11 protein-coding genes are annotated in these 15,012 nt (G+C 69.5%); 9 read left to right on the forward strand and 2 right to left on the reverse strand.

The genetic code is table 11. The features are described from left to right. The first annotated feature begins 3 nt into the window (after positions 1-3). The 8 genes from tkt (at position 4) to AL072_RS26105 (ending at position 11,163) form a co-directional block, all read left to right on the forward strand. The gene (gene tkt, locus AL072_RS26070; protein ID WP_045585730.1) at positions 4-1,995 is read left to right on the forward strand and encodes a transketolase; all 1,992 of its coding nucleotides are present in this window, start codon (positions 4-6) and stop codon (positions 1,993-1,995) included. Positions 1,996-2,328: 333 nt separating this feature from the next. Further along, the gene (locus AL072_RS26075; RefSeq protein WP_045585731.1) at positions 2,329-3,750 is read left to right on the forward strand and encodes an FAD-binding oxidoreductase; all 1,422 of its coding nucleotides are present in this window, start codon (positions 2,329-2,331) and stop codon (positions 3,748-3,750) included. A gap of 61 nt (positions 3,751-3,811) precedes the next feature. Then, positions 3,812-4,894: an ABC transporter substrate-binding protein gene (locus AL072_RS26080; protein ID WP_045585732.1), complete on the forward strand. Its 1,083-nt coding sequence runs from the start codon at positions 3,812-3,814 to the stop codon at positions 4,892-4,894. A 191-nt stretch (positions 4,895-5,085) separates the two neighbouring features. Next, positions 5,086-6,201 carry an ABC transporter ATP-binding protein gene (locus AL072_RS26085; protein WP_045585733.1) on the forward strand — a complete coding sequence of 372 codons (1,116 nt, stop codon included), beginning with the start codon at positions 5,086-5,088 and terminating at the stop codon, positions 6,199-6,201. Between the two features lies 1 nt (position 6,202). Continuing rightward, positions 6,203-7,990 carry an ABC transporter permease subunit gene (locus AL072_RS26090; protein ID WP_082109379.1) on the forward strand — a complete coding sequence of 596 codons (1,788 nt, stop codon included), beginning with the start codon at positions 6,203-6,205 and terminating at the stop codon, positions 7,988-7,990. A gap of 36 nt (positions 7,991-8,026) precedes the next feature. Continuing rightward, positions 8,027-8,959: a dihydrodipicolinate synthase family protein gene (locus AL072_RS26095; RefSeq protein ID WP_045585734.1), complete on the forward strand. Its 933-nt coding sequence runs from the start codon at positions 8,027-8,029 to the stop codon at positions 8,957-8,959. 158 nt (positions 8,960-9,117) lie between these two features. After that, positions 9,118-9,978 carry an IclR family transcriptional regulator gene (locus AL072_RS26100; RefSeq protein WP_245637034.1) on the forward strand — a complete coding sequence of 287 codons (861 nt, stop codon included), beginning with the start codon at positions 9,118-9,120 and terminating at the stop codon, positions 9,976-9,978. A gap of 27 nt (positions 9,979-10,005) precedes the next feature. Next, complete coding sequence (locus AL072_RS26105) at positions 10,006-11,163, forward strand: alpha-hydroxy acid oxidase (protein ID WP_045585735.1); 1,158 nt, start codon at positions 10,006-10,008, stop codon at positions 11,161-11,163. An 11-nt stretch (positions 11,164-11,174) separates the two neighbouring features. Here AL072_RS26105 and AL072_RS26110 read toward each other — a convergent pair whose 3' ends face one another. After that, on the reverse strand, positions 11,175-11,813 hold the full coding sequence (locus AL072_RS26110) for a hypothetical protein (RefSeq protein WP_045585736.1): 639 nt from the start codon (positions 11,811-11,813) through the stop codon (positions 11,175-11,177). Positions 11,814-11,823: 10 nt separating this feature from the next. Beyond that, positions 11,824-12,750: a helix-turn-helix domain-containing protein gene (locus AL072_RS26115; RefSeq protein ID WP_045585737.1), complete on the reverse strand. Its 927-nt coding sequence runs from the start codon at positions 12,748-12,750 to the stop codon at positions 11,824-11,826. 762 nt (positions 12,751-13,512) lie between these two features. Between AL072_RS26115 and AL072_RS26120 the strand changes: the two genes are divergently transcribed. Continuing rightward, positions 13,513-14,697, forward strand: a complete 1,185-nt coding sequence (locus AL072_RS26120; RefSeq protein ID WP_045585738.1) for a hypothetical protein — start codon at positions 13,513-13,515, stop codon at positions 14,695-14,697. The last annotated feature ends 315 nt before the right edge of the window (positions 14,698-15,012 follow it).

The raw sequence follows: 15,012 nt of genomic DNA on the forward strand, positions 1-15,012 counted from the left end.
CTCATGCCCAGCGTCGATCCGCGCCGGTTGGCGAACGCGATCCGCTTCCTGTCGATGGACGCCATCGAACGCGCCGGGGAAGGCCATCCGGGAACCCCGCTCGGCGCCGCCGACATCGTGACGGCGCTGTTCACCCGGCACCTGAAATTCAACGCCGCCGATCCCCTGTGGTTCGACCGCGACCGCTTCGTCCAGTCCAACGGCCACGGCTCCATGCTGATCTACTCGCTGCTGCATCTGAGCGGCTACGAGGCGATGACGCTGGACCAGATCAAACGGTTCCGGACGCTGGGCGCGCACACGGCCGGGCATCCGGAAATCGACCAGTCCTGCGGCATCGAGGTGACGACCGGCCTGCTGGGGCAGGGCATCGCCAACGCCACCGGCATGGCGCTGGCCGAAGCCTTCCTCAACAGCCGCTTCGGTGACGGCATCGTGGACCACCGCACCTATGCGCTGGTCGGCGACGGCTGCCTCCAGGAAGGCGTCGGGCAGGAGGTGATCGCGCTCGCCGGCCATCTGCGGCTGGGCAAGCTCACCTTCCTGTGGGACGACAACCGCATCACCGACGACGGCGGCATCGATCTCGCCCTGTCCGACGACATGGCCGCCCGCTTCCGCGCCAGCAACTGGCATGTGCAGGAGGTCGACGGCCACGACATCGACGCGGTGTCGGAGGCGCTGCGCCTCGCCCGGCTCGACCCGCGGCCCTCGATGATCGCCTGCACCACCGTCATCGGCCGCGGCCTGCCCCATGAAGGGCAGCGCGCCGCCCACAGCGCCCGCCTGTCCAAGGACCACACCGACGCAGCCCGGGCCGCGCTGGACTGGCCTTCGGCGCCCTTCGAGATTCCGGAGGATGTCGGCACCGCCTGGCGGGAGGCCGGACGGCGCGGTGCGGCGGAACAGGAGGCGTGGCAGGCGCGTGTCGAGGCGCTGCCGGCCGACCTCCGCTGCGAGCTGGACCGCCTGCGCGAGGGGCGCCTGCCCGACGGCTGGGCCGGCGCGCTCCATGCCTTCAAGCGCCGCATGGCGGAGAGCGGGCATTCCGACCATGGCTACAAGATCTCCGGCGACATCGTCGACCTGATGACGGAGGCGATCCCGGAGATGCTGAGTGGCGCCCCCGACCTGGAGGGCGCCACCCTGCACAAGCGGCGGCTCGCCGCCTTCACCGCCGAGGACCGGGCCGGCCGCTATGTCCATTACGGCGTGCGCGAGCATGCGATGGGCAGCATGCTGAACGGCATGGCCGCCCATGGCGGAGTGGTGGCGAGCGGCATCACCTATCTCGCCTTCTGCGATTACGAGCGTCCGGCCATCCGCATGGCGGCGCTGATGGGTCTGCCGGTCATCTTCGTGTTCAGCCACGATTCCATCGGCATCGGCACCAACGGCCCGACCCACCAGCCGGTGGAGGTCCTGGCGGCGCTGCGCGCGATTCCCAACCTGCTGGTGCTGCGTCCGGCCGATGCGGTGGAAGCCGCCGAATGCTGGGAGATCGCGCTGGAGCACCGCTCCGGCCCGAGCGCCCTGGTCTTCGCCCGCCAGCCGCTGGACCCGGTGCGCCGCGGCATCGATAATGTGGGCGCCGATGCCGGAAACCAGTGCCGCCGTGGCGGCTATGTGCTGGCAGAGGCGGCCGGCGGCCCGCGCCGCGCCACCCTCCTCGCCACCGGATCGGAGGTCGCCGTCGCATTGCAGGCGCGCGCGCTGCTGCAGGAGGGCGGCGTGCCGACCGCCGTGGTGTCGATGCCCTGCTGGGAATTGTTCGAACGGCAGGAGGCGGATTACCGCCGCTCGGTCATCGACCGCTCGACCGTCCGTGTCGCGGTGGAGGCGGCGGTGGTCCAGGGATGGGAGCGCTATATCGGCGAGGATGGCGGCTTCGTCGGCATGACGGGCTTCGGCGCCTCCGGCCCGGCGCCCGATCTCTACCGCCATTTCGGCATCACGCCGGAGCGGGTCGCCGACGCGGTGCGGACCAGGCTCTAGCCCGTCCGAGCCTGGAGCATGGCGCGGGCGACCGGCCCGCCGGGCTTTGCGCACCGGAACCGAACTCCGTTTTCAGCGAGCCCGCCGCACGACCTGCGGCGGGCTCGCTTCGTCATGTGCGGACCTCCGCCCCGCCATGACGCCCCTGCCTGCCCGGTCGGGACACTCACCGGTCCTGAACATTCGGTCCCTATCCAAAAATTCGGTCTCTATGCAAAAAGTGGATTGTTGGCGGGTCAATCACAGGATATCATATTTCAGTTGATGTAATCGAATAACGATTACAAAGACGGCACCCAAGCACAGACACCATGCAGATCAAGGAGATCGCGTGTGGACGTGATCGCAGAGCTGTCGGGCCTCATCGGCGCCGACGCCGTTCTGACATCCCCATCCGACCTGGACGCCGTGACCGAGGACTGGCGCGGCCGCTATCGCGGCCCGGCGCTGTGCCTCGCCCGGCCGGCGACCGCCGAACAGGTGTCGGCGATCGTGCGCTGCTGCGCCCGGCACGGCGTTCCGGTGCTGCCCCAGGGCGGCAACACCAGCCTGTGCGGCGGCGCCGTCCCGTCGGAGGCCGGCCCCGCCCCGGTCATCCTCAGCCTGGCGCGGATGCGCGCCGTCCGCGCCATCGATCCGGTCAACAGCACGATGGAGGTCGAGGCCGGCTGCGTGCTCGCCACCGTGCAGGAGGCCGCCGCGGCGGCCGGGCGCCTCTATCCGGTCAGCCTGGGCGCAGAGGGATCCTGCCAGATCGGCGGCACCATCGCCACCAATGCCGGCGGCACCTCGGTCCTGCGCTATGGCAACACGCGCGACAATGTGCTGGGGTTGGAGGTGGTGCTGGCCGACGGCACCATCTGGTCGGGCCTGTACGGCCTGCGCAAGAACAACACCGGCTATGACCTGAAGCATCTGTTCATCGGGTCGGAAGGCACGCTCGGCATCATCACCGCGGCGACGCTGAAGCTGCATCCGCTGCCGACGCGCCATGCCGTCGCCTGGGTCGGGATGGCGTCGCCCGCCGACGCGCTGACCCTGCTGACCCGCGTGCAGCAGCGCTGCGGCGCCCGGCTGTCGGCCTTCGAGATGATCAACCGGCTGCAACTCGATCTGGTGATGGAGAATGTGCCGGGACGCCGCAGCCCGATCGAGACGCCGGCCGACTGGCATGTGCTGATCGAGCTGTCCGACAACAGCGACGGCGACGCGCTCGACGCCGAGCTGCAGGCGATCCTGGAGGATGCTTTCGGCGACGGGCTGCTGACCGATGCCGCGCTCGCCGCCAGCGACGCGCAGCGCCACGCCATGTGGGAGGTGCGCCACAGCGTGTCGGAGGCCAACAAGAAGGCCGGCGTCGGGCTGACCACCGACTGCGCGGTGCCGCTGTCGGCCGTGCCCGCCTTCATCGATGCCGCGACCGCCGCGGTGCGGGCGCTGGTGCCCGGCCTGCCGGCGATCGTCGTCGCCCATCTCGGCGACGGCAACGTGCATTTCATCCCCTTCTTCAGCTTCAAAGACTGGCAGGCGGTCGCCGACCGCGACGGGCTGGCCGTCGCCATCCGCCACGCCGTCAACGACGAGGCCGCGCGGCTGAACGGCACCTTCAGCGCCGAGCACGGCGTCGGCCGGGTCCAGCTGGCGGAGATGGCGCGCTACAAGCCCGTCGCCGAACTGGCGCTGATGCGCGCGGTCAAGCAGGCGCTCGATCCGCAGAACCTCTTCAACCCCGGCCGCCTGCTGCCGCCGGGCTGAAGCCTTTCCAGCCTCCGTCCTTATCCTTCCGCCGTCCCAGCCCACCAAGAGGAGTTCCGACATGAGCATCCGCCAATCCGGTTGGTCCCGCCGCACTCTGCTGAAAGCCGGCGCCGCCGGCACCGCCGCGCTCGCCATGCCCGCGATCTGGAGCCCGGCCCGTGCGCAGAACAAGCGGATCGTCGTGCGCGACGACGGCGGCATCTACACCAAGGCCTATGGCGAGATCTTCTACAAGCCCTTCACCGAGGCCACCGGCATCGAGGTGATCGGCGTCCAGGCGAACGCCGAGCCGACGGCGCAGATCCGCTCGATGGTGGAAGCGAAGTCATACACCTGGGACATGGCCAAGATCAGCCAGCCGGCCATCCTGATGCTGACCGGCGGCGACAAGCCGCTGCTGGAGAAGCACGGGCTGGAGGCAGATCCGTCCGTCGCCTCGATCCCCAAGCAGTACATGTCGGAATACGGCGTCGGCACCAACGTCTACACCACCGTGCTGGCCTACCGCACCGACGCCTTCAAGGGCCGCAAGGCGCCGGCCTCGTGGAAGGATTTCTACGACGTCGCCAACTTCCCCGGCCGCCGCGCCCTGCGCAAGCACCCGTTCGACACCATCGAACAGGCGCTGATGGCCGACGGCGTGCCGACCGGCCAGGTCTATCCCTGCGACATCGACCGCGCCATCAAGGCGCTGGACCGCATCAAGAAGGACATCTCGGTGTTCTGGACCAGCGGCGCGCAGGTCGAGCAGATGCTGCTGTCGGGCGAGGTCGACATGGTGCCGACCTGGGTGTCGCGCCCGCAGGCGGCGATGGCGGCCGGCGCCCCGGTCGGCATCGTGTGGGACCAGAACATCTGGGGCCTGGACAGCTGGGCGATCCTGGCCGGCACGCCGAACGCCGACGCCTGCCGCCAGTTCATCAAGTTCGCCTCCGACCCCAAGCGGCAGGCGGCCCTGGTGAAGTTCTTCCCGGCCGGCGTCACCCAGCCGGAGGCCTTCAAGCACATCGACGCGAAGATCGCCCCCGACTGCCCGACCTTCCCCGCCAACATCGAGCGCGGCCTGAAGATCGACGCCGATTATTGGCTGAAGAACCAGCAGACCGGGCTCGAGCGCTACAATGCGTGGCTGCTGAGCTGAGGCACCGTCGCGTTTCCCCCTCCCCAGCCCTCCCCCGCTGACGCGGGAGAGGGAACTCCGCTGCCCGGCAGCCATGACTCCCTCTCCCACCGCAGGTGGGGGAGGGTCGGGGAGGGGGCAAAGGCACGCCTGTGCTCTCTCGACCTTTCGCATTCCCATCCTTCGGCCCACCCCTTCGCGAGGAGGCGCGCATGTCTTCTTCCAGCCTTTCCGTCCAGGGCCTCGCCAAGCGCTACGGTGATTTCGTGGCGCTCGCCCCCACGGATCTCGTCGTCGCCGACGGCGAGTTCCTGACGCTGCTCGGCCCGTCGGGCTCCGGCAAGACGACGCTGCTCAGCCTGCTGGCCGGCCTCGTCCCGCCCGACGAGGGAAGCGTGCGCATCGGGTCGCAGGACGTCACCTACGCCCCGCCCTACGAGCGCGACATCGGCGTGGTGTTCCAGAACTACGCCCTGTTCCCGCACATGACCGTCGAGGAGAACATCGCCTTCCCGCTGAAGATGCGGAAGGTGGCGGCGGACGACGCCAGGCGGCGCGCCCGCGAGGCGCTGGAGATGGTCCATCTGCCGCACATCGCCGGCCGCTACCCGCGCGAGCTGTCGGGCGGCCAGCAGCAGCGCGTCGCGCTTGCCCGCTGCATGGTCTACAAGCCGTCGATCATCCTGATGGACGAGCCGCTGGGCGCGCTCGACAAGAAGCTGCGTGAGCATATGCAGCTGGAGATCAAGCGCCTGCACCGCGAGATGGGGACGACCATCGTCTACGTCACCCATGACCAGGAAGAGGCGATGACGATGTCCGACCGCATCTGCCTGATGAATGCCGGGCGGATCGAGCAGCTGGGCACGCCGGCAGACCTGTATTTCCGGCCGCGCTCGCTGTTCGTCGCCGACTTCCTGGGCGAATCCAACATCCTGCCCGCCGGCCTCGGCGCCCGCATCGGCGACGAGGTCGAGGTCGGGGTGGGCAGCGTCGGCATCCCCGGCCGCGCGCTCGCCAACGGCCACGACCTGCCGCAGGGCACGAAGGTCCGCGTGATGGTGCGGCCGCAGAATCTGGCGGTCACCCGTCAAGCCCAGGCTTCCGCACCGGGCGTCGAGGGCCGCGTGTCGGAGGTGATGGTCACCGGCAGCCTGACCAAGGTCTACATGGAGCCGCTGGACCGCAACCTGCCGCCGCTGGTCGCAGCCTTCCCCACCCGCAACGAAGCCGACGCGGTCCGCATCGACGACGTGCTGACGCTGTCCTGGAGCGGACGCGACGCCGTGGTCATCGCCGACAGCTCGGCCGTTGCGGGAGCGGCGTGACATGAGCGGACAGTCCCTGGCCATGACCCACACCGCAGGCGCCAAGCGCCACTCCCCGCCGCCCGCCTGGCGCAAGCCGGTGCTGATGGGCGCCCCGCTCGTCCTCCTTCTCTCCGCCTTCCTGGTCTTCCCGGTCGGGCAGCTGCTGGCGCTCAGCGTCTACAACGGGCAGGGCTTCACGCTGGCGCCCTATGCGCAGCTGTTCGCCTCCAGCCTCTACGTCACCGTGCTGTGGATCACGCTGAAGATCTCGCTGGCGACGACGCTGGTCTCGGTGGTCGCCGCATACCCCATCGCCTACCTGATCTCGGTCGCCAAGGGACCGGCGAAGAGCCGGCTGATCTTCTGGGTGCTGCTGTCCTTCTGGACCAGCTTCCTGGTGCGCGCCTTCGCCTGGGTGGTCATCCTCGGCCGCAACGGCGTCATCAACAGCACGCTGATGTCGCTGGGCATCATCGACCGCCCCCTCGACCTGCTCTACGGCTTCGGCTCGGTGCTGGTCGGCATGGTCCACGCCATGCTGCCGCTGGCGGTGATGACGATGCTGGCGGTGATGGAGAACATCGACCGCACCCTGCCGCGCGCCGCCAGCACGCTGGGCGCCAGGCCCGGAACCGCCTTCTGGACCGTCTATTTCCCGCTGTCGCTGCCGGGCGTGGCCGCGTCGGCGATCATGGTCTTCGTGTCGGCCATCGGCTTCTTCATCGTGCCGGCCCTGCTGGGCGGACGGCGCGAGACGATGATCACCCAGCTGATCATCGACCAGGTGCAGCAGACGCTGAACTGGGGCCTGGCCGGCGCCATCTCGGTGCTGCTGCTGACGGTGGTGCTGGTGGTGTTCGTGCTGTACGACCGCGTCTTCGGCTTCGCCTCGCTGACCGGGGAGAGCGCTGCGGTGCGCAACCGCGACACCGCCATGCGGCGGCTGGGCGGGCGGGTGCTGGGGCTGCTCGGCTCGGCCAGCGACGCGGTGATCGGCCTGCTGCCACGCCGCCATCCCATCCGGGAGCGCAGCGAACAGCCGGTGGCGCTGTCGGCGGTCGTCTGGCTGCTGCTGGTGCTGATCAGCCTGCCCGCCTTCCTGATGATCCCGCTGTCCTTCGGCAAGGGCGGGCTGGCCTGGCCGCCGTCGGGCTTCACGCTGCAATGGTACGAACAGCTGTTGCAATCGCCGATCTGGATGCAGGCGCTGTGGCGGTCGATCGTGGTGGCCCTCGGGACCGGCCTGCTGGCGATGGCGATCGGCGTTCCCGCCGCCTTCCTGATGGTGCGCAGCCACATGCGCGGCAAGGGCGCCATGCTGGCCTTCATCCTGTCGCCCATCGTCGTGCCGCGCATGATCATCGCCGTCGGCATGTTCTATGTCTTCGCCCAGATGGGGCTGGTCGGCACGATCCTGGGGCTGGTCATCGGCCACACCGTGGTGGCGGTGCCCTATGTGGTGATGACGATGATGGCGGTGCTGCGCAACTACGACACCCGGCTGGACATGGCGGCGCAGAGCCTGGGCGCCCGGCCGCTGGCGGCGCTGCGCCACGTCACCTTCTCGATCCTGGGGGCCGGCATGCTGTCGTCCTTCCTGTTCGCCTTCGCCACCTCCTTCGACGAGCTGACCATCTCGCTGTTCTCGTCGGGCGGCCTCAGCGCCACCCTGCCCAAACAGTTCTGGGACGAGGTGACGCTGCAGGTCTCGCCCGTCATCGCGGCGGTGTCGACCGGCCTGCTGCTGTTCGTCGCGGTGCTGATCTATGCCGCCGATCGGCTGCGCCGGCGCAGCCTCGCCGCCTGATCCACCTTTACCCCTCGCCTCTTCCAAGGATTAGACATGCTTGACGCCACGAAGCTTCGCGGCATTCTGCCCGCCACGCCGACGCCGGTGACCTCCGACGGCACCATCGACGTGGCGGCGTCCAAGGCGCTGTTCTCCTGGCTGTTCCGCCAGGGGATCGACGGGCTGGTCCCGCTCGGCGGCACCGGCGAGTATGGCGCGCTGGCCAAGGACCAGCGCATCCGCTTCGCCGAGTTGGCGGTGGAGGCGATGGCGGGCGCGGACGGCAAGCGCGGCCCGGTGATCGCCGGCGTGCTGGACACCGGCTATCACGACGCGCTGGCCGCCGGCCGCGACTTCGCGGCGGCCGGGGTGGACGGGCTGCTGGTGCTGACCCCCTACTACACCAACCCGACGCAGGCCGGCATCCGCGACTATTTCCTGCGCTACGCCGACGAATCGCCGGTGCCGATCCTGATCTACGAGATCCCCTACCGCACCCGCATCGCCGTCGATCCGGAGATCCTGCACGAGCTGTCCAGGCACGAGCGGATCGTCGGCATGAAGGCCTGCAACACCGACATGTATCATTTCCTGCGCACGGTGGCGGGGGTGCACTCCTCCTTCGCGATGCTGAGCGGCGAGGACACACTGTTCCCGCTGCAGGTCGCGGCCGGGGCGAAGGGCGGCATCGTGGTGACGGCCAACCTGCTGCCGCGTGCCTGGCGCCTGATCTTCGACCTCGCCTCGACGGGCAAGCTGGACAAGGCGCTGGAGATCCACCGGTCGCTGATCCCGATGATGAATCTTGCCTTCGCCGAGACCAACCCCGGCCCGATGAAGGCGGTGATGGACCTGATCGGCGTCGACGCCCCGGCGATGCTGGCGCCGCTGCGCGAGCCGGCCGAGGATCTCAAGCGTTCCCTGCGGCGCGAACTGTCGCGCCTGCTGGTCACCTACGAGGGCGTGGCGGCGGTCCAGCCGGCCTGAACGCCGCGTCCTGGACGTTGCGGCCCCCGCGATGCGCGTGGCATTCGGCTCGCCGGATGCTATGCGTAGCGCGGGGTCGCCGGACGAGTCCGCTGGACGAGGAACCGGCCGGGTGAAGACTGCCGATGGGGGAGCCTATGACGCGAGGAGCAGGACGGATGTCGAAGACGGCTGACTCCATGAGTGAGGCGAGCGGGAAGACCGTGGCGGCGGATGCGGGCGCGAAGCCGAAGGCCGATCCGCGCGAATCCTCGCTGTTCGTCGGGTCGACGGAAAAGACCTTCCAGATCCTGCACGCCTTCGACGGGCCGCACCGCCAGATGCCGCTGTCGGAGATCGCCAAGGCCGCCAACCTCGACCGCAGCGCGGCGCAACGGCTGGTCTACACGCTGGAGGTCCTGGGCTATCTGCGCCGTGTCCACGGCACGCGCAACTATGCGCTGACCCCGAAGCTGCTGCAGTTCTCCTACAACTACCAACGCGCGAACGAGCTGATCGAGAAGGCCTTCCCCTACCTGCTGGACATCAGCCGCAGCGTCGGCGAGACGGCGAACCTCCAGGAGTTGGACGGCGCCGAGATCGTCTTCGTCGCCCGCTTCCCCGGCAAGCATCTGGTGAACATCGAGTTCATGGTCGGCAGCCGCCTGCCCGCCTACTACACGGCGTCGGGCACCGCCATCCTGTCGCGCCTGTCGGAGGAGGAGCGGGAGGACATCCTGGCCCGCACCGACCTGCGCCCGCTCACCCCCTTCACCATCTGCGATCCCGACCGCCTACGCGCCCGCGTACGCGAGGCAGGTGAGAAGGGCTACGCCCTGCTGACCAACGAGGCGGTGATGGGCGACATCTCCGTCGGCGCGGCCATCACCGACGAGCATGGCCGCGCGGTCGCCGGAATCAGCATCTCGGTCCCAGCCACGCGCTGGACGCCGGAACAGGTCGAACAGGAACTCGCCCGGCATGTCCAAGTGGCGGCGGCCTCCATCTCCGTCCACAAATTCGGCAGCTATTCGCGATAGCGCCACGCCGCGGGAGGCGGTGCCGCCATGACAGGCTACCGGACGGCACGCTGCCGGGCGTGCCTGAACATCGACGACCTGCGCCGGATGGCCCGGCGGTATCTGCCGCGCGGTCTGTTCGACTACATCGACCGCGGCACCGAGGACGAGACGGCGCTGCGCCGCCTGCGCCAGTCCTTCGACGGCAGCGAACTGATGCCGCGGGTGCTGGTCGACGGCCATGACCGCAGCGTCGGCGTGACGCTGTTCGGCCGCGAGCGCCCCCTGCCCTTCATCGTCGCCCCCACCGCCGCCGCCGGTCTGGTGCGCTATGACGGCGAGGTGCTGCTGGCCAGGGCGGCGCACGCCGCCGGCATTCCCTTCTGCGTCTCGACCCAGTCGATCACCAGCATCGAGGCGATCGCCGAGGCGGGGGCAGAACTGTGGTTCCAGCTCTATGTCTGGCGTGACCGCAGCCTCACCCATGCCCTGCTCGACCGTGTCGCCGCCTGCGGCGTGGACACGCTGATCCTGACGGTCGACACCGCGGTATCGCCCAAGCGCGAGTACAACCAGCGCAACGGCTTCAGCGTCCCGGTCGTCCCGAGCTTGCGCGGGGCCGTCGACGTCGCGCTTCATCCCGCCTGGCTGTACGGCGTGCTGCTGCGGCTGCTGCGTGCCGGCGGCTGGCCGGGCTATGCCCATTACCCGCCGGAATTCCGCACCCGGATCACCGACGCCGGCACGCACGACCGCATCCGGCTGTGCGACCGCGTGAATTGGGAGGACGTCGCGGATCTGCGGCGGCGCTGGACCGGCCGGATCATCCTCAAGGGCCTGCTGGCACCGGCCGACGCGACCCGGGCGGCCGAGGCCGGGGTCGATGCCATCGTCGTGTCCAACCATGGCGGCCGCAACCTGGACAGCGCGCCGTCGCCATTGACGGTGCTGCCGCGGATCGCCGACAGCGTCGGGAACCGGCTCACCGTGCTGGCCGACAGCGGCGTCCGCCGCGGCAGCGACGCCGCCAAGCTGCTGGCCGCCGGGGCGTCGGCGGTGCTGCTCGGCCGCGCCCCGCTGTTCGGCCTTGCGGCGGGCGGCCAGCCGGGGGCCGAGCATGCTCTGGCGATCCTGCGCGACGAGCTGGACCGGACCATGGCCCTGCTTGGCTGCCGGACGGTCGGCGATCTGCGCGGCTGCACGTAACGGCATCGCGGTCATCCCATCCGGCGCAGCGCACCGGACGTCATCGCCCGCAGAGTTCCTGGGCGCATGTTTCCTGGGCGCATGTCCGGCCGCGGCGCGGCGGCTGCAAGCGCTTGCAGGCGGTCGGCCAGCGCGCGTTCAGGGGCGCAGATCTCCTCGCACAGGGCGCGCATCTCGGCGATGGACGGGCGCCATTTCCGGGTCCGGCGCCAGAGGCGCGCGGCGGCATCCACCGTCCAGGCCGGGTATTCGCCCAGATCCTCGGCCCAATCCAGCGCCATCATCCGTTCGACCTCGGCGGTCAGCCCCTTGGCCGGGAAATGGCTCAGCAGGGTCAGCACCCGGCCCAGCAGATGGTCGCCGTCGACCGGGGCCAGCACGGTGGCGGAAAACTCCTCCAGCGCCTGACGGGCCTGGGCAGCCTGGGCAGCCGTGACGCCGTCCGGCGGCGTCCACAGCTCGATCATGCCGTCGAAGCCGTCCTCGCCGAAGCGCGGGCGCCGTTCGGTGCGTCCGCGGGCCAGGAGGTCCTGTAAAGCCGGCGGCAGGATGGCCACAAGGTGAGCCTGCCGTTCGGTCGCCGGCAGTCCGGGATCGAAGGCGGCGATGCGGGAACGCGGCAGCGGGGTCACGGTCGCCTTGGCGGTCATTGCGGAGCCCTCACGACCAGGACGGCGCCGCGTCGGCGCGAGCATCGACACGAGCAGCGGCGCGATGGCGCAGTTCGGCGGCGGCGGCGGCCCAGGCTCCCAGGCGCAGTTCGGTCGCACAGGCACCGGACGGCATGGCCTGACGGGCGAAGCGAGGGGCTTCCTGACGGCTAGCAACTGGAGCAAGGGCCGCGGACTGACGGTTGCGGTCGACGGGTGCCTTGCCGGCCGCCGCGTCCTGCGACAGCCAGGCCCGCCATGCGGCGGAGATGTCGCGGTAGCGGTAGCCATGCGCCTGGCAGCGCAGGATGAACCCCTCGACATGGCGGCCGAGGTCGATGCCGGCATGGCACGCCGCGGCCCAGGCGAGGTCGTCGGCGTTGGGCATCCAATCCGCGGGCACCTCCCGTGCCGCCTTGCGCCCGCCTTTGGCGAGCGAGTCTGGAATCTGTTTGAAATGGACCTGTTCCTGACTCGGAGGCGGACAGGGGGTGTGCGTCTGCGAGTCATCCCTGTCGGCGGCGGGAACAGGGCGTGGGGTCGCCGTGACTGCGGTGGTGGCGACTGCCTGGGTGCCCTCCTCGTCGAGGGGAGTGAAGCGCAGGCGGTAGAGGCAGGACAGGCGGGCGCCATCACGGCCGCGGCGGTGCTCGACCCTGATCAGCCCGAGGTCGCCCAGCCCCTGGATGATGCGGTTGATGGTGGGGCGCGACCGCTTCAGCTTGGCGGCCAGCGTCGATTGCGACGGCCAGCACAATCCGTCCTCGTCGGCGAAGGTGGCGAGCGCCGCCAGCACGGCGAACCCGTCGGCGTCCAGGCCGGGTTGGTCGAGCCACCAGGCGGGGATCCGGCCCCAGCGACGGGTATCGGGAGTGCGGGCATCGGGGGGATTGGCGGTGGCGGGCGGTGGCGATGAAAATGGCTTGGGGGACTGCATGGGACGCTCCGGGAATCTCGTATGGCCGGCAAGGGGCGGCTTGGACTTGCGCGAAGGATTCCGCCGACTGCCGCCCCCGTCGAATCGCGGGCAAAGGGGACCGAGTCGCTTGTGTCCCCTTCACCCGCGCCTGTGTCCCATCGGCCCGCGCCTGTGTCGGTCCTGGTCGCGGATGTGTCCTCTTTGCCCGCGCCGGCACCGCGAATCGGATTCGATCCCGTTTGCCCGCGCTTGGAGCGGGGAGAGGCCGCCGGCGTTCCGGGAGCCCTGTCCCGTTTGCTCGCGTTTGGGGCGGTCGCCCGCGGTTCGGAGGACGGATTGTCGCCGCCGCGGTGGCCACATCCGTCTCCAGTGACCGAAGCTGTCCCATTTGCCCGCGTTTCGTCCGACGCCCATGGGCCTGCCGCGGATGGCTGTGTCCCGAATGCTCGCGGTTGCGGGAGGTGGGGCGAAGGGCTGTCCCATTTGCCCGCGCTTCGGCGCCGCCCCGCACCACCCTGCCGGCTCCCGAGTCTGTGTCCCGAATGCTCGCACTTTGCCGCAGCGGCCCCGATTCGCGCCGGTTGGGCGCCTATGGCCGCTCCGACGCCCCCTCTCCGCCAGCGGCATGATCGAAGCGCGGGCAATCGGGACACAGGCGCGGGCATTTCCTACACAGCCGCGGCCAAATGGGACACAGGCGGCGGTGCCCGGTCCGCGCCACCGGTTGCGCCAGCCCGCCACGCGCTCCTATCGTGGCGGTCGGCTGAGGAGGGATGAGCCATGAGCAAGGCGAATGCGGTCCAGCTGACGCTGTTCGAGATGGAGGACCGCAGTCAGTCCCATATGATCGCGCTTTACGACACGGCGCCGCGCTTCGTCTTCGTGTCGAAAGGCCGGGGGACCGAGCCGGAGCTGCCGGCCGCCAACGCGTTCGTCCAGTCGGTCCACAAGGAGTTTCCCTTCAAGGACTCCCTCTTCACTCTGACGCTGCAGCCTGCCCGCATCTACCGCCCGGCCAAGCCGGCACCGGGCGACGACCCTGCCGACAAGCGCATGGTCGAGTATGAGGTGTTCCCGTCGGAGCGCGAGCAGATCGTCGAGCAGGTCGTCCGCCGGCTGGCGATGGACCGCTCGCGCCTGTCGCTGATGGGGGACAAGCAGGACCGCGTGCGCGTCCATTTCTCGCTGTACGAGATCCGGCGGGAGCTGCGTGCGGTGAACCGCACGATGGACACCGCCGAGATCCGCGAGGCGCTGGAGATCCTGGCCCGCACGCGCATGATCATCAGCAAGGTGCCGGAGAACGGCCGCAAATCGGCGCGGCCCGTGCTGGAGTCCTCGGTCTTCCCGACCCTCTACATCCGGCCGCGCACCGGCGAAGGCGGAGAAGGTGACGAGGACGACACCTATCTGGAGTTCAACGCGCTGGTGGCTTCGGCCATCCGCAACCTGGAATTCAAGCCGATCTCCTACCAGTGGATCATGCGGCTGAAGAGCCCGGTGGCGCGCTGGCTCTACAACCGACTGTCCATCGAATACGGCGACCTCGATCTGACGCGCACGCCCGACGGGGCGCATGACGTGCCGCCGATGACCTTGTCGGCCGACGACATCATCAACAACAGCGGCATGAACGAGTGGAGCCGGCGGCGCGACACCCTGCGCACGGTGACGCTGGCCGTCGATTCCCTGGTGGAGGAAGGCATCCTCGACCGTGTCGAGAAGGTGGTGTCGAAGGACGGCCGGCGCATCAACGACATCGAGTATGTCATGATGCCAAGCGGCAAGTTCCTGGATCAGGTGCGCCGCGGCAACGACGTGCGGGAGGCGAACGCCGCCACCTACAGGGCGATCGTCGGCAGCGACGAGCGCCCGAAGGAGTTCCTGCCGATCACCCCGGGCCAGAGCGTCGAGGTGCGCCGCCGCCGGGTCACCCTGCTGGGCGCGGCCTCCCGGCGAGGCTGAAGGCACTGCGGGCCTTTGCATCCTGCGCGTGCTTAAATCGACTTAAGACGTTCAGTCGGTTCGCCTGAGCCGACGTGGCCCTCCAACGGCGGAGGCCGATGGCCGACGCCGTCGCAATCGGGCAGGGGTTTTCCGAAAGAAGCAGTCGCTTCAGCGAAAGCCTGCCCGATTGCCCCTTGCCGCCCCCGCGTGCGACTCAGAGTGCAGATTGAGATTGATTCGCAATAAGGAGTCTCGGGGTGACTGGGAAGGATCATGGACGGCTGCTGCGCAGCGTCGCAGCCGGTGCGCTCGCCGTCGGGTTGGGCGGTCTCG

It is taken from the genome of Azospirillum thiophilum, from assembly GCF_001305595.1.
In the GTDB taxonomy this organism is placed as follows: Bacteria; Pseudomonadota; Alphaproteobacteria; order Azospirillales; family Azospirillaceae; genus Azospirillum; species Azospirillum thiophilum.